The following is a 14,804-nucleotide window of genomic DNA, read 5'->3' as shown; positions in this document are numbered from 1 at the left end:
CGCAGCTCAGTCCTTCTGACGGTTGTTCAGTTTTTCAAGGTGGATCAGCAGACCGCTATGATCGATATCGGCGCCGCCGTCATTAACGAAGTCGGCAAATTCCTGCCTAACCTGTGCCGTCAGCGGCAAATCAAGCGACAGTTGTTCCGCCATGGCCATGACGCCATTGAGGTCCTTGAGCTGGAATTTGGAAGGACCGCCGGGCACGAAATTACGCTTCACCATGCGCTCGCCATGCAGTTCCAGAATGCGGCTTTCGGCAAAACCGCCACGGATAGCATTGCGGAAACCTTCGCGGGATGCGCCACCGGCTTCCACCAGCATCATGGCTTCCGCCACAGCGCCAATCGTTACGGCAACAATCTGCTGGTTGGCGAGTTTGCAAAGTTGGCCTGCACCGGAAGGACCAACATAAGTCACGCGGCCCATGGCAGCAAAAACATCTGCCAGGCTGGCAACGATTTTCTCGTCGCCGCCGGCCATGATGGCCAGCGTTCCAGCGGTCGCGCCGGGAACGCCACCGGATACCGGAGCGTCGACGTGAGCCAATCCGATCTCCGCGAGTTTGCCGGCATGTTCGCGGGCAATCGGTGGAGCGATCGAACTGCTGTCGATAATGACCGCGCCTTTTTTTAGAGCGTTGGCAACGCCCTTCTCAAACAGCACTTCACCAACGGCCTGGCCGTCGCTCAGCATGGTGACGACAATATCCGCGCCCGTGGCAGCCTCTGCCGGGGAGGGAGCCAATACTGCACCGTGAGTGACAAGTGCCTCAGCCTTTTCAACGCTGCGGTTCCAGACACGCACGGTAAACCCGTTCTTCAACAGGTTGTGAGCCATCGGCCCGCCCATAAGGCCGGTGCCGATAAACGCGATTGTTGCTTTCCCTCCCACGTTGCCCATCAGATGTTTCCACCGAGTTCGTCGTCGATGTGGGCGCGAATGATCTCTTCGAAGGAGTTTTCAGCGGTGAAGCCGAGTTCGCGTGCGCGCTTTGCTTCAAAGCCGGGTGCCCAGCCGTCGCACATGCGCATGATCATTTCGTTCGGTTCGCGACGGATGAGGCCAACAGCCTTTTCACCGGCAACCTTGCGCAGTGCTTCGATCTGTTCGCCAACGGTGGCGCTGAGGCCCGGCATGGAGATGTTGCGGCGTGGACCAACCTTTGCAACGTCGATAGTCGCGCCATGGATGAGGAAGCCGACGGCAGAGCGCGGCGAAGCGTGCCAGTGACGAACGCTTTCTGGAACTGGCAAGACTGCTTCCTGACCAACCAGTGGCTCGCGCAGGATGTTGGAAAAGAAACCCGATGCTGCGGCGTTTGGCTTGCCGGGACGAATGCAGATGGTTGGCAGACGAATGCCGATACCTTCAAAGAAACCGCGACGGCTGTAATCGGACAGCAGAAGTTCGCAAATTGCCTTTTGGGTGCCGTAGCTTGTCAGCGGTGTGGTGTGGAATTCGTCAGGGATCGGATAAGGCAGTGGTGCGCCAAATACCGCAATCGAAGACGTGAAGACAACGCGTGGCTTGTAGCCATCCTTGCCGTTGGCAATGCGAATGGCATCAAAGAGATAACGGGTGCCATCAAGGTTGATGCGGTAACCCTTGTCGAAGTCCAGCTCTGCTTCGCCCGATACGATGGCGGCGAGGTGGAAAATCACGTCCGGGCGGCTTTCAACCAGCTTTTCAGCTTCGCCTGACGCCGAGAGATCGGCGGCGCGGGTTTCAACAGCACCGGTAAAGCCTGCTGGCTTCTCAGGCTGAATGACGTCGAGCAGAGTGAACTTTTCGATGGTCTTGCCATCCAGAGCGCCATCACGAACAAGGCGTTCAGTGAGTTTGCGGCCAACCATGCCTGCCGCGCCGATAATTGCAATATGCATTAATGCCTCCCTTTGCGTGTTCCAGCCTTAACCTAATCCCTGGCTTGAAACACTTTGATTGCTGTATCGTGAGAAAATATCTTGTAGGGTTGTCTGATAACCTTATATGGTCGGTTTGAAAATAGTATTTTTCACGCACAGCCAAAAACGACACGGCGATCGCCGCATCTGATGCGTGGGCAGGAACAGTCATTATAGAGGGTATAACATGGCCGATGCGGTTAGCGGGACTGAAAGCCTGCGCGAGAAGCTCAAGGCGGTGCTGGGCGAAGGTTTGCTTTTGACGGCGCAGGAAGACATGCAGCGTTATTGCAGCGATTGGCATGGCGACGTGAAAAGCTCTGCGGTTGCCGTGATCAGGCCCCGTTCGACGGAAGACGTATCGGCAGCCGTTCGCGCTTGTGCCGAGCTAGGTCTGGCGATCATCCCGCAGGGCGGTAATACAGGTCTGGTTCTCGGTGGCACGCCTGATGATCCTGCCCGCCAGGTCGTTATCAGCCTTGAACGTATGAATGCTATTCGCGCCATTGATGCGGATGATTTTTCGGCTGTCGTTGAAGCCGGCTGCATCCTATCTGAATTCAAGGATGCCGTTGCCGAACAAGGCATGTTCTTCCCGCTGTCGCTTGGTGCGCAGGGCAGTTGCCGTATGGGCGGCAATGTCTCCACCAATGCCGGCGGTATCAACGTCCTGCGTTACGGTATGACACGTGAACTGGTGCTTGGTCTTGAGGTTGTGCTGCCGGACGGAACGATCTGGAACGGCCTTTCGACCCTGCGCAAGGACAACCGTGGTGTTGACCTCAAGCAACTGTTCATCGGTGCAGAAGGTACGCTTGGCATTATCACTGCGGTTTCGGTCAAGCTTTATCCGAACCCGGAACATGTCGAGACAGCTCTTCTTGGCCTCAACTCGCTGGATGATGCCATCAAGCTTTACCGTCGTGCGCGCCGCGAATGCTGTGACCTGATGTCGGCCTTCGAGTTCATGCCGCCTGTTGCCTTCACACTGGCAATCGAAGCCATTCCGGATCTCAAAATGCCGATCGCGGGCGACTATCCAGCCTATGTGCTGATGGAAATTTCCGGTTCCGGTCTGGTGGATACGGCTGACTTGATGGGCCGTTTCCTGGAAGGTGTGATGGAAGATGGTCTGGTGCTGGACGGCGTTATCGCGTCGTCGCGTGCACAGGCGCAGTCGCTGTGGCTGTTCCGCGAAGGCATGAATGAAGGTCAGGCGCTGCGCGGTGCGCATATGCGTACCGATATCTCGGTGCCGCTTTCCAAGCTCGCTGAATTTGTCGCTGAGGCAGAAGCCGAACTGCACGCAAAGCTGCCGGAATGCCTTGCTGTATCTTACGGCCATGTCGGTGACGGCAACGTTCACCTCAACGTTCTGCCGCCGGATGGCTCCAGCCGCGAAGAGCGCGATGCCTACATCTACAAGTCGAAGGTGCTGGTGAACGAGGTTCTTGACCGTTACGTCGGCAGCATCAGTGCCGAGCATGGCATCGGTCGCTTGAAGCGCAGCGATTTTGAGGCACGTCTGCCTGAAGTTCAGCGAAACATGATCATGAACTTGAAAAAGGCGTTCGATCCGGAGTTTCGTATGAATCCCGGTTGCCAGATCACCCTGCAAGCGCATAGCTAATGCTCGGAGGAATTCGAGAGCGGCTCTCACGGGCCGCTCTTGAGCAAATATGACGGCAGGCTCGGCTTGCCTTTCCGTTCAATCGTCGACCCTCGCAAAGGGTACGAAGCTGTAAGGGCTGGGAGGCCGCATGTCGCTCGAATTCAACCAGATTCATCGCAATGAACATTTGCCCGGCAGAATTGCCGCCGAAATCACGCGCGAGATCACCGAATCAAAATTGGGGCCGGGCGACAGATTGCCGACCGAGCACATTCTGGCGAAGACCTTTGGTGTCAGCCGTTCAGTGATCCGTGAAGCAATTGCCCAGCTGCGTAATGAAGGCTTTGTCGAGACCCGTCAGGGTGTCGGTGCCTTCGTGACCGATCCACGGCAAAGGCTTTCGGTGCGCATTGAGCAATCCGCGCTTAATGATCCCGAAAACTTCCGTGATCTGATGCAGCTTCGCATGTCGCTGGAAATCGATGCGGCCGGACTTGCAGCCCTTCATCATAAGCCCGAACATCTGGAAAAATTCGACAAGGCTATCTACGGCATGCGCAATGCCATTGAGTGGTCGAAGGACGGCGTTGAAGCCGACCTCGACTTTCACCGCGCCATGGCCGAAGCGACGGGTAATGAATATTTCCTGATTTTTCTGGGCTTTATCGCGCAGCGTATCAGCCTGGCGATCAACACCGCATTTTCACGCGCCGTCTATGGAGAAATCCTTGAGGTCACTATCAATGAGCATGTGATTTTGCGCGAAGCTATTGCATCGCGAAATGTCGTGATGGCACGTGATGCGATGCGTAAACATATCATGGGTGCTGCCAAGCGGCTAAACATCGATCTCGACGTGTTCTGACAGTTGAATTTTTTCAATATCTTGTCAGACCGGTTTGACTTTTGGGCGTGATAATCGTCAGAAACTGTCGACAGCTTTTGTTGCAAGTGCAATAACGCGACGCACAATAAAAATTAAGGCTTACGACATTTTCTGGGCGATGCGCTGGACTCGGCTCAAAAGTCATACTATGAAGATCGTCAAAGCTTGTCAGACATCCAGACAATACGACTGCTTGGAGTGCAGCCGCTGGAATTGCCTGGGTGGGAGGAGAACAATATGACTGACCGTTTGTCGATCACGACAGATATGATTTTGCCTGAAGATGCTGCAACTGCCGTACTGGTTGGTCGCGTCTGGTCCAAGGCTGCCAATGGCCCTTGCCCTGTCGTTCTGAAAGACGGCACCCTTTACGATATTACCAAAATCGCGCCTGTCATGTCCGAGGTTCTCGAAAAGAAGAATCTTGTCGAATTGCTGGCAGATGTCTCCGCCTTCCCGGCGTTGGGCGATTTACAATCTTTCCTCGATGGCGTTTCCGGTGAGCTTCTTGCTCCAAACGACCTTCAGGCCGTCAAGGCAGCTGGCGTTACCTTCGCCGACAGCATGCTGGAACGTGTCATCGAAGAGCAGGCCAAGGGTGATCCGCTGCGTGCGCAGGAAATCCGTGGCCGTCTGGCACCTGTGCTGGGTGACAATCTCAAGGGTCTCGAAGCTGGTTCTCCCAAGGCCGCCGAGGTGAAGGCCCTTCTCCAGGATATGGGTCTGTGGTCGCAGTATCTCGAGGTCGGTATCGGCCCGGACGCTGAAATCTTCTCCAAGGCTCAGCCCATGTCCTCCGTTGGCTGCGGTGCACTGATCGGTGTGCATCCGAAGTCGCAGTGGAATAATCCCGAGCCGGAAGTGGTTTTGGCGGTCACGTCCGACGGTAGTATCGTCGGTGTTGCTTTGGGTAATGACGTCAACTTGCGTGACTTTGAAGGCCGTTCAGCCCTTCTGCTCAGCAAGGCGAAAGACAACAACGCTTCCTGCTCGATTGGTCCGTTTATCCGACTGTTTGACGGCAAGTTTACGCTTGAAGATGTCAAGAAGTCGCAGATTTCTCTGGTTGTTGAAGGCGAAGACGGCTTCACCATGACGGGCGTCAGCCCGATGGAAGCCATCAGCCGCACACCTGAAAATCTGGTATCGCAGCTTCTCAACCGTGATCACCAGTATCCTGATGGCGCGGTCTTCTTCCTCGGCACCATGTTTGCTCCAGTCAAGGATCGTCATGGCCCAGGCCTCGGCTTTACCCATGCAAAGGGTGACCGGGTGGAAATCTCCAGCCCGAAGCTTGGCAAGCTCATCAACCGGGTTGCCTCGACTTCCGATTGCCCTGAATGGACATTCGGCACCGTGGCGTTGATGCGCAATCTGGCCGGGCGTGGCCTTCTTTAAGGACTTCGGGTGTTCCAGCGAACACCCGTTTTTCTCATTCTCAGTTTAGTAGCAGTGCGTTTTTGAAAGCATCCTGGACCTTTCGACGTCTGCTCATGTTTTCTCAGGGAGGGAAAATGCAAAAGGCGATCAACCTTTTTTACCGGCTTCTCGAGATCATTCTGGTTGCTCTGCTTGCTGGCATGGCGATCATGGTTTTTGTGAATGTCGTCATGCGTTACACCATGAACTCCGGTATCAACATATCGGAAGAAATGTCGCGCTACTTCTTCGTCTGGCTGACCTTCATCGGTGCCGTTTTGACCTTCCGTGAAAATAGTCACATGGGTATCGAAACGTTGGTCATGTTCCTTTCGCGCGGCAAGCGCGTGTTCTGCATGATTTTGTCGAACCTCGTCATTCTTGGCTGTTCTGCGATCTTCTTCTGGGGCACCTGGAAGCAGTCAGGCATCAACGCCAGTATGCATGCGCCGGTCACCGGCCTGTCGATGATCTGGGTTTATGGCGTCGGCCTGTTCACAGGAGCAGGTCTCTTCCTGATTGCTCTCGAGCGATTGTTCCGGTTGCTGACCGGTCGGGTCACCGAAGAAGAAATCGCCGCTTTTGCAGGTGAAAACCTGACAATCGAACAGCTTTCGGAGCGCTGATACATGACACTTCTCGTTTTTGTTGGCTCCCTGCTCGGAGCCATGGCGATCGGGGTTCCGGTTGCATTCTCTTTGATGTTCTGCGGTGTTGTGCTCATGGCCTATATGGGCATGTTCAACACGCAGATTATTGCCCAGAACATGATTCAGGGTGCAGATACATTTACTCTGCTTGCCATTCCGTTCTTCATTCTCGCTGGTGAGTTGATGAACTCCGGTGGTCTGTCGCGCCGTATCATCGATTTCGCAATTGCACTTGTCGGTCACATTCGTGGCGGTCTTGGTATCGTGGCCATTGTTGCTGCAGTTATCATGGCGAGTATTTCTGGATCGGCTGCTGCTGATACCGCAGCTCTGGCTGCTATCCTCATTCCGATGATGGCGAAGGCAGGTTATAACGTTCCCCGTTCTGCTGGCCTGATTGCCGCTGGTGGTATCATCGCGCCGGTTATCCCGCCCTCCATGGCATTTATCGTCTTTGGTGTTGCTGCCAACGTTTCGATCACCCAGTTGTTCATGGCTGGCATCGTTCCTGGTATTTTGATGGGGTTGTCGCTGGTTGGTACATGGTTGTTCGTGGTTCGTAAGGATAATATTCAGCCTTTGCCGAAAACCAGCGGAAAAGAGCGTCTTCAGGCGACGTTTAGAGCCGGTTGGGCTCTCGGTATGCCAGTCATCATTCTCGGTGGTATCAAGGCTGGTATCATGACGCCAACCGAAGCTGCGGTTGTCGCCGCTGCGTACGCCTTGTTTGTCGGCGTCTTCATTTACCGAGAACTGAAGCCTTCCGACCTCGGCCATGTTTTCTTGCGCGCTGCAAAAAGCACGTCGATCATCATGTTCCTGGTTTGCGCCGCTCTTGTTTCCGCATGGCTGATCACTGCTGCGAATATCCCGAACGAAATCGTCGGTTTCATTGAGCCGCTGATCGACCGTCCGATGCTATTGATGTTTGCCATCATGGTGCTCGTTCTGATCGTCGGGACTGCCCTCGATTTGACGCCAACGATTCTGATCCTGACACCTGTCTTGATGCCAATCATCATGAAGGCGGGTATCAATCCGGTGTACTTCGGTGTGTTGTTTATCATGAACACATGTATTGGCCTTATCACGCCACCAGTCGGCGTCGTTCTGAACGTCGTCAGTGGCATCGGTCGTGTTCCACTCGGTAAGGTAACGGTCGGTGTTGTGCCGTTCCTCCTTGCCCAGATCGCGGTCCTGTTCCTTCTGGTTCTGTTCCCCGATATCGTATTGGTGCCGTTGAAATACCTTCGCTAATCGTCAACCTGCTTTCTCGCTAACCGTCCAAGGGAGGATATTATGAGAAAACTTCTTCTGACCACCACCGCATTTGCTTTCGCAGTTGGCGCTGCAGCGCCAGCGTTCGCGGAATTCAATGATCGCAACATCCGCGTTTCGAACGGCATCAACCAGGACCACCCTGTTGGTAACGGTATCGAAGCCATGCAGGCTTGCCTTAACGACAAGACCGGCAGCAAGCTGAAGTTGACTGCATTCTGGGGTGGCGCTCTCGGCGGCGACTTGCAAGCTACGCAAGCACTGCGTTCCGGCGTTCAGGAAGCCGTTGTAACGTCTTCGTCTCCACTTGTTGGCCTTATTCCGGCTCTCGGCGTATTCGACCTGCCATTCCTCGTTGGCAATACGAAGGAAGCTGACGCCCTGATGGACGGCGAATTCGGCGACATGCTGAACAAGAAGCTGGAAGAGCAGGGCCTCGTAAACCTTGCTTACTGGGAAAACGGTTTCCGTAACCTGTCCAACTCCAAGCAGGCCGTTAACAAGTGGGAAGACTTCTCGGGCATGAAAGTGCGCGTGATGCAGAACAACATCTTCCTTGACACGTTCCAGAACCTTGGCGCCAACGCGACACCAATGGCTTTTGGTGAAGTGTTTTCCGCTCTGGAAACACACGCTATCGACGCGCAGGAAAACCCCTACGTGACTATCGATACGTCGAAGTTCTACGAAGTTCAGAAGTTTGTTACAGAAACGAACCACGCTTACACGCCGTTCCTGTTCCTCTTCTCCAAGCCAATCTTCGACAGCTACACAGCTGAAGAACAGGCAGCTCTTCGCGAGTGCGCCATCGTTGGCCGTGACGTAGAACGTAAGGTTATCCGCGAACTGAACCAGAAATCTCTGGAGAAGATCAAGGAAGCAGGCCTGCAGGTAAACACGCTTTCGCCAGAAGAGCAGGCCCGTATTCGTGAGAAGTCGGCTGTTGTTTATGAAAAGCACAAGGCAGCCATCGGTGCAGACGTTGTCGACGCCGCTTTGGCCGAACTGAAGAAAATTCGCGGCGAATAAGCCGGTCATTTTCGACTAAAAAACCCGGCTACTTTTCGGTAGCCGGGTTTTTTGTTGCTTTGTTTTTTGCTTATGCCGCCACTGCCTTGTTCTGACGGTTGGCGATGAGATCTTCAACGACAGCCGGATCGGCAAGGGTCGATGTATCTCCCAGAGACCCGAAGTCATCCTCGGCAATCTTGCGCAGAATGCGGCGCATGATCTTGCCGGAACGGGTTTTCGGCAGGCCTGGAGAAAACTGGATCTTGTCTGGGGTGGCAACCGGGCCGATTTCATTACGGACATGCTTGACCAGTTCCGCGCGCAATGCGTCGTCGCCGACCTGCCCTGCCATCAGCGTCACATAGCAATAGATGCCCTGTCCTTTGATGGAATGCGGATAACCGACCACCGCTGCTTCCGACACTTGATGGTGCGAGACCAGCGCAGATTCGACCTCCGCCGTGCCGAGACGGTGGCCAGAGACGTTCAACACGTCATCGACACGTCCGGTTATCCAGTAATAACCATCTTCGTCACGTCGGCAGCCATCGCCGGTGAAATACTTGCCCTTGTAGGTGGAGAAGTAGGTTTCCACGAAACGGTTATGGTCGCCGTAAACCGTTCGTGCCTGCCCTGGCCAGCTGTCTGTGATGCACAGATTGCCGTCGGCCGGCCCTTCGAGCACATTGCCTTCCGCATCCACCAACTGTGGCTGGACACCGAAGAACGGACGGGTTGCCGATCCGGGCTTAAGATCCGTCGCACCCGGCAGTGGTGAAATCAGAATACCCCCGGTTTCAGTCTGCCACCATGTGTCGACAATCGGGCTCTGGTCCTCACCAACCACGTGGTAATACCATTCCCATGCCTCTGGGTTGATCGGTTCTCCGACCGAGCCGAGCAGCCGCAGGCTGGAGCGGGAGGAACGTTTGACGAAGTGATCGCCAGCGCCCATCAACGAACGAAGTGCGGTTGGTGCGGTGTAGAAAATATTGACTTTGTGTTTGTCGATGACTTCCCAGAAACGACCCTGATCCGGGAAGTTCGGCACGCCTTCAAACATCAGCGTAGTCGCGCAATTGGCGAGTGGTCCGTAGACAATATAGGAGTGGCCTGTCACCCAGCCGACGTCAGCCGTACACCAGTAGATATCGCCGTCCTTGTAATCGAACACATATTCATGCGTCATCGACGTGTAGACAAGATAACCGCCCGTGGTGTGCAGCACGCCCTTCGGCTTGCCGGTGGAGCCCGACGTGTAAAGAATGAATAGCGGGTCTTCCGCCCGCATCTTGACCGGTTCGCAATGCGGCTTCACGCTTGCAATTTCCTGATGGTACCAGAAGTCGCGACCAGGTGCCCAACCGGTCTTGCCGCCGGTACGGCGCACAACCAGCACTTTATTGACCATGACATATTGCTTGGCAGCAATGTCGATCGCGGTGTCGGTGTTTTCCTTCAGTGGAATAGGTTTGCCGCCACGAACACCTTCGTCGCAAGTGATAACAAAAGTCGATTCGCAGTCAACGATACGGCCGGCGAGTGCTTCGGGAGAAAAGCCGCCAAACACCACGGAGTGAATTGCGCCGATACGGGCACAGGCCAGCATCGCGTATGCCGCTTCCGGGATCATCGGCATGTAGATGGTAACGCGGTCACCCTTTTTGACACCATGCTTCTTGAGAACGTTGGCCAGACGGCACACCTGTTCGTACAGCTGGTTATAGGTGATCTTCTTGTCGATATAGGGGTTGTCACCTTCCCAGATGATGGCGGTGCGTTCGCCATGCGTCTTCAGGTGGCGGTCGATACAGTTATAGGAAACGTTGGTCAGACCGTCCTCGTACCATTTGATCGGTACCTTGCCTTTAAATGAGGTGTTTTTGACCTTTGTATATGGCTTGAACCAGTCGATGCGGCGGCCGTGTTTGTCCCAGAACTTTTCCGGGTCTTCTACGCTTTCCTGATACCACTTCTGGTAACGGTCATTATCAATCAGTGTTCGGGTTTTCGCCGTTTTCAACACTGGATAGACTTTGGCTGACATGAACTCCTCCTAAAAGCATTACGTCAATTTCGGTTCGGAGACTCCCACCTCCGATATGTGTTCAATTCATAACACTTCGCACTCGCACGGCAATTAGACAAAGGTCATTTGTATCCCAAAGAATTGCAATTTCGATACAATACGTTTATAGAGCAGACATATCCCGGAAATTGGTGGTTAATATCCACGGACCGCGACACCGGAGCGGACGGACAGAAGGACTGTATCTATGGCTCAAACACTGCTTATGCCAAAGGCAACCGCCGTATGGCTGGTTGACAACACTGCACTGTCGTTCGAACAGATCGCGACATTCTGCAAGTTGCATCCGCTTGAGGTGAAAGCGATTGCCGACGGCGAAGCGGCACAAGGCATCAAGGGCCTCGACCCTATTGCTACAGGTCAGTTGTCGCGTGATGAAATTGTTCGTGGCGAAGGCAACCCGAACCATAAGCTGAAGCTTTCCGAGCCTAAGGTTCGTGTACCGGAATCCAAGCGTCGTGGCCCACGTTACACACCAGTTTCCAAGCGTCAGGACCGCCCGAACGCTATTTTGTGGCTGGTGCGTAACCACGCAGAACTGAAAGACGCGCAGATTTCGCGTCTCGTCGGTACAACCAAGTCGACGATTGAACAGATTCGTGATCGTACGCACTGGAACTCTGCGAACCTCACACCAATGGACCCGGTGACGCTCGGCCTCTGCAGCCAGATCGATCTGGACCTGGAAGTAGAACGCGCATCGCGCGGTCGTCCGCTGCCGACAGCTGAAGAGCTGGATGCAACGCTGCAGCCAGCTGCCCAGACCGAAGGTCTGGATTTCAACTACCAGCGCGAAGAAGAAAAAGAAATCGACGCTGACGCCGTATTTGCGAAACTGGCATCCCTCAAGTCTTCCAAGAACGACGATGATGAAGAGGATGATCGTTTCTGATCATCTGCCGTTACAAAGCGGAATTGTTAAAACCCCGGTCATGAGCCGGGGTTTTTCTTTGGTCATCTGTGCGGTGCAAATCTCGGCATAAAAAAAACCGCCCCGGAGGGCGGTTTGAACGTTTCGAGATGCGAGGCCGTAACCTCGCACCGGGTTATGTATCTTAGTTGTGGTAAGCAGCTTCGCCGTGCGATGCGAGGTCAAGACCTTCGCGTTCTGCTTCAACCGGTACACGCAGACCAACAATGAGATCAACGAGCTTGTAGAGGACGAAGGAGCCGATGCCGCACCATACGATGGTGAGGATAACAGACTTGATCTGTACCCAGACCTGAGCGCCCATCGTCACGCCTTCTGCGTAGCCTACGCCACCCAGAGAAGTGCTTGCGAAGATGCCGGTGCCGATAGCGCCTACGATACCACCAACGCCGTGTACGCCGAATACGTCAGCCGTATCGTCGTAACCGAACTTGTTCTTCACGACGGACACGAAGAAGTAGCAGAATGCCGAGGCAATTGCGCCGAGGAAGATCGCGCCGATTGGGCCAACCGCGCCAGCGGCCGGAGTAACGGCAACGAGGCCAGCGATAACACCGGAAGCAGCGCCGAGCATCGAAGCTTTGCCACGGGCGAAGCTTTCAATCACGCACCATGCAACGATTGCACCTGCTGTTGCAGTGAGCGTGTTGATCATGGCGAGACCTGCAACGCCGTTGGCAGCAGCGGCGGAACCGGCGTTAAAGCCGAACCAGCCAACCCACAGCATCGACGCGCCGACCATGGTTAGGGTCATTGAGTGAGGAGCCATCATGTCCTTGCCGAAGCCTGTACGCTTGCCGACCAGGATTGCGCCGATAAGACCAGCAACACCAGCATTGATGTGAACAACCGTACCACCTGCGAAGTCAAGTGCACCCCAGTCCCACATCAGGGCGCCGTCGCCCGACCAGACCATGTGAGCAACCGGGAAGTACACGAAGGTAACCCACAGAATGCAGAACAGGATCACGGCAGAGAACTTGATACGCTCTGCAAATGCACCAACGATCAGCGCTGGCGTGATGCAAGCGAAGGTCAGCTGGAACGAGATGAAGACGTATTCCGGAATGCTGCCGCTGACGCTTTCAGAGGTAACGCCGGACAGGAATAGCTTTTCGAAGCCGCCGATGAAGGTGTTGAGACCACCACCGTTGGAGAAGGCAAGACTGTAACCGTAGAATACCCAGACGATCATGATTGCTGCGGAAACCACGAGGCACTGCATGAGTACTGACAGCATGTTCTTGGAGCGGACGAGGCCGCCGTAGAACAGAGCGAGGCCCGGCAGGATCATGAAGAGCACCAGAACGGTCGACGTAAGCATCCATGCGGTGTCGCCGGAGTCGATTGTCGGTGCAGCGGCTGCTGCTTCAGCGGCAGGAGCGGCTGCTTCCTGCGCGAAAGCGAAGGCAGGGGCCAAAAGGGCCGCCGTGCCGGCGCCCAGCCGACCGAGAGAGGTAGAAATTCTTGAAAACGACATTGTATAAAACTCCCTGATCAGCCGATTACAACGCTTCAGTGTTGGTTTCGCCGGTGCGGATGCGAACTGCCTGCTCGATCGAGTAGACAAAAATCTTGCCGTCACCGATCTGGCCGGTCTTGGCGGCGGATGCGATGGCCTCGACAGCCTTTTCAACCACATCCGAAGGAACGGCGATTTCAATTTTCAGCTTCGGAAGGAAGCTCACGGCGTATTCCGTGCCACGGTAGATTTCCGTGTGTCCCTTCTGGCGACCGTAACCCTTGACCTCGGTTACGGTCAGGCCCTGGATACCGACAGCGGTGAGTGCTTCGCGCACTTCGTCCAGCTTGAACGGCTTGATAATGGCCATCACAATTTTCATCAGGTTTCCCATCCTTTGTTTTTCCTCGGCACGGAGCCGACTCTCCTTGCCGCTGGCGGCGCACTGAACAGCGACTGCAGCTATACATTCAAGGCGCGTGCCAGTTTTGAGGACGGGGAATAAGTTATTGAAAAGTAAAAGCTATATTCTTGCAGTCTGTTTTGGAGGCATTTGTTTGCACAATAATCGCGCAATAATTATGCAGTTTGAAATTTAAGCGCAAAATTTAATCATTTGCTCTTTTCCGAATCAAACCTTCCTGTGTAACCGATGCAATCAGCACACCATCTCGCGTCATGATACTGCCGCGGGTAAGACCTCTCGCTCCGGATGCACTTGGGCTGTCCTGCGAATAAAGCAGCCAATCATCCAGCTTGCATGGACGGTGGAACCACATGGCGTGGTCAAGGCTGGCAACCTGGATACTGGGATCAAAAATCGTTGTGCCATGCGCATAAAGCGAGGTGTCGAGCAGCGTCATATCCGAAAGGTAGGCGAGAATTGCTGCCTGGAAACAGCGGTCATCGGGCACGTCGCCAACGGCGCGCACCCAGACATCCTGATTGGGCGCCAGCTTCTCGTTGGAGATGTAATGGGCCAGCGATACCGGCTTTATCTCGATAGGCCGTTTGTTCTGCCAGTATTTGCGGATCATCGGCGGCGCTTTTGCCAAGAAGGCTTCCTGCAATTGGGTTTCGCTGAGCAGCGATTCAGGTGCTGGAACCTTCGGTGCTGGCATTTGATGGTCGTAACCTTCTTCCTCGATCTGGAACGAAGCCGACATCGAGAAGATCGGTTCGCCGTGCTGGATGGCGACGACACGGCGGGTATTGAAGCTGGAGCCGTTCCGGATGCGTTCAACCTGATAGATAATCGGCACCGAGGGATCACCGGGTCGCATGAAATAGGCATGCAGTGAATGGATGAACCGATCTGCATCGACGGTGCGATGTGCAGCCACCAGAGCTTGAGCGATGACCTGTCCGCCGAAAACCCGTTGCCAGCCAATTTGCGGGCTTGTGCCACGAAACAGGTTCTCCTCGAGCTTTTCCAGATCGAGTGTATCAACCAGTTTGTGCATGGCGGATTTTTCCGTCGGATCGGAATCAATCGTCATTCAGCTTTGCTCCTGCTGTAGGAAGATGGATTTCCATGGTCTATAGTGCCGGGGCAATAT

At 54.6% G+C, this 14,804-nt stretch carries 13 protein-coding genes; 7 read left to right on the top strand and 6 right to left on the bottom strand.

What is annotated here, in order from left to right; translation table 11 throughout:
- Positions 1–6: 6 nt before the first annotated feature.
- Both PYL13_RS00870 and denD read right to left on the bottom strand, forming a co-directional pair.
- The gene (locus PYL13_RS00870) at positions 7–903 is read right to left on the bottom strand and encodes an NAD(P)-dependent oxidoreductase (protein ID WP_275643377.1); all 897 of its coding nucleotides are present in this window, start codon (positions 901–903) and stop codon (positions 7–9) included.
- On the bottom strand, positions 903–1,886 hold the full coding sequence (denD, locus tag PYL13_RS00865; RefSeq protein ID WP_275643376.1) for a D-erythronate dehydrogenase: 984 nt from the start codon (positions 1,884–1,886) through the stop codon (positions 903–905). The genes PYL13_RS00870 and denD overlap by 1 nt, the downstream gene beginning before the upstream one ends.
- Before the next feature lie 208 nt (positions 1,887–2,094).
- Between denD and PYL13_RS00860 the strand changes: the two genes are divergently transcribed.
- From PYL13_RS00860 to PYL13_RS00835, 6 genes are all read left to right on the top strand, one after another.
- A complete protein-coding gene (locus tag PYL13_RS00860; RefSeq protein WP_275643375.1) occupies positions 2,095–3,537 on the top strand; it encodes an FAD-binding oxidoreductase in 1,443 nt (480 codons plus the stop codon).
- Positions 3,538–3,667: 130 nt separating this feature from the next.
- Positions 3,668–4,384 carry a FadR/GntR family transcriptional regulator gene (locus PYL13_RS00855; protein ID WP_192490498.1) on the top strand — a complete coding sequence of 239 codons (717 nt, stop codon included), beginning with the start codon at positions 3,668–3,670 and terminating at the stop codon, positions 4,382–4,384.
- 258 nt (positions 4,385–4,642) lie between these two features.
- Positions 4,643–5,803 (top strand): fumarylacetoacetate hydrolase family protein, encoded by a 1,161-nt coding sequence (locus PYL13_RS00850; protein WP_275643374.1) that lies wholly within the window; start codon positions 4,643–4,645, stop codon positions 5,801–5,803.
- 116 nt (positions 5,804–5,919) lie between these two features.
- Positions 5,920–6,450 (top strand): TRAP transporter small permease, encoded by a 531-nt coding sequence (locus tag PYL13_RS00845; RefSeq protein WP_259149032.1) that lies wholly within the window; start codon positions 5,920–5,922, stop codon positions 6,448–6,450.
- Positions 6,451–6,453: 3 nt separating this feature from the next.
- On the top strand, positions 6,454–7,731 hold the full coding sequence (locus tag PYL13_RS00840; RefSeq protein ID WP_259149033.1) for a TRAP transporter large permease: 1,278 nt from the start codon (positions 6,454–6,456) through the stop codon (positions 7,729–7,731).
- 42 nt (positions 7,732–7,773) lie between these two features.
- Entirely contained in the window at positions 7,774–8,781 is a 1,008-nt protein-coding gene (locus tag PYL13_RS00835; protein ID WP_259149035.1) for a TRAP transporter substrate-binding protein, read from the top strand.
- 70 nt (positions 8,782–8,851) lie between these two features.
- Here PYL13_RS00835 and acs read toward each other — a convergent pair whose 3' ends face one another.
- Positions 8,852–10,810, bottom strand: coding sequence for an acetate--CoA ligase (acs, locus tag PYL13_RS00830; RefSeq protein ID WP_192490493.1), 1,959 nt, complete (start codon positions 10,808–10,810; stop codon positions 8,852–8,854).
- 229 nt (positions 10,811–11,039) lie between these two features.
- Here acs and PYL13_RS00825 point away from each other — a divergent pair, with 229 nt between their 5' ends.
- Positions 11,040–11,744, top strand: coding sequence for a DUF1013 domain-containing protein (locus PYL13_RS00825; RefSeq protein ID WP_275643373.1), 705 nt, complete (start codon positions 11,040–11,042; stop codon positions 11,742–11,744).
- 163 nt (positions 11,745–11,907) lie between these two features.
- On the opposite strand, the gene PYL13_RS00820 is transcribed toward PYL13_RS00825, so the two are convergent.
- From PYL13_RS00820 to tesB, 3 genes are all read right to left on the bottom strand, one after another.
- Complete coding sequence (locus tag PYL13_RS00820; protein WP_192490491.1) at positions 11,908–13,263, bottom strand: ammonium transporter; 1,356 nt, start codon at positions 13,261–13,263, stop codon at positions 11,908–11,910.
- Positions 13,264–13,288: 25 nt separating this feature from the next.
- Positions 13,289–13,639: a P-II family nitrogen regulator gene (locus PYL13_RS00815; RefSeq protein ID WP_192490490.1), complete on the bottom strand. Its 351-nt coding sequence runs from the start codon at positions 13,637–13,639 to the stop codon at positions 13,289–13,291.
- A 214-nt stretch (positions 13,640–13,853) separates the two neighbouring features.
- Entirely contained in the window at positions 13,854–14,744 is an 891-nt protein-coding gene (gene tesB, locus PYL13_RS00810; RefSeq protein WP_250984224.1) for an acyl-CoA thioesterase II, read from the bottom strand.
- Positions 14,745–14,804 lie beyond the last annotated feature (60 nt).

Source organism: Agrobacterium sp. Azo12 (assembly GCF_029193765.2).
In the GTDB taxonomy this organism is placed as follows: Bacteria; Pseudomonadota; Alphaproteobacteria; order Rhizobiales; family Rhizobiaceae; genus Agrobacterium.
This window is presented reverse-complemented; position numbering and strand designations above follow the sequence as displayed.

Bases quoted from the DNA above. Each gene is read 5' to 3' on its own strand.
- acs (WP_192490493.1), bottom strand. From the start codon at position 10,810: ATGTCAGCCAAAGTCTATCCAGTGTTGAAAACGGCGAAAACCCGAACA.
- PYL13_RS00855 (WP_192490498.1), top strand. From the start codon at position 3,668: ATGTCGCTCGAATTCAACCAGATTCATCGCAATGAACATTTGCCCGGC.
- PYL13_RS00845 (WP_259149032.1), top strand. From the start codon at position 5,920: ATGCAAAAGGCGATCAACCTTTTTTACCGGCTTCTCGAGATCATTCTG.
- PYL13_RS00860 (WP_275643375.1), top strand. From the start codon at position 2,095: ATGGCCGATGCGGTTAGCGGGACTGAAAGCCTGCGCGAGAAGCTCAAG.
- denD (WP_275643376.1), bottom strand. From the start codon at position 1,886: ATGCATATTGCAATTATCGGCGCGGCAGGCATGGTTGGCCGCAAACTC.
- PYL13_RS00825 (WP_275643373.1), top strand. From the start codon at position 11,040: ATGGCTCAAACACTGCTTATGCCAAAGGCAACCGCCGTATGGCTGGTT.
- PYL13_RS00870 (WP_275643377.1), bottom strand. From the start codon at position 903: ATGGGCAACGTGGGAGGGAAAGCAACAATCGCGTTTATCGGCACCGGC.
- PYL13_RS00820 (WP_192490491.1), bottom strand. From the start codon at position 13,263: ATGTCGTTTTCAAGAATTTCTACCTCTCTCGGTCGGCTGGGCGCCGGC.
- PYL13_RS00815 (WP_192490490.1), bottom strand. From the start codon at position 13,639: ATGGGAAACCTGATGAAAATTGTGATGGCCATTATCAAGCCGTTCAAG.
- PYL13_RS00850 (WP_275643374.1), top strand. From the start codon at position 4,643: ATGACTGACCGTTTGTCGATCACGACAGATATGATTTTGCCTGAAGAT.
- tesB (WP_250984224.1), bottom strand. From the start codon at position 14,744: ATGACGATTGATTCCGATCCGACGGAAAAATCCGCCATGCACAAACTG.
- PYL13_RS00835 (WP_259149035.1), top strand. From the start codon at position 7,774: ATGAGAAAACTTCTTCTGACCACCACCGCATTTGCTTTCGCAGTTGGC.
- PYL13_RS00840 (WP_259149033.1), top strand. From the start codon at position 6,454: ATGACACTTCTCGTTTTTGTTGGCTCCCTGCTCGGAGCCATGGCGATC.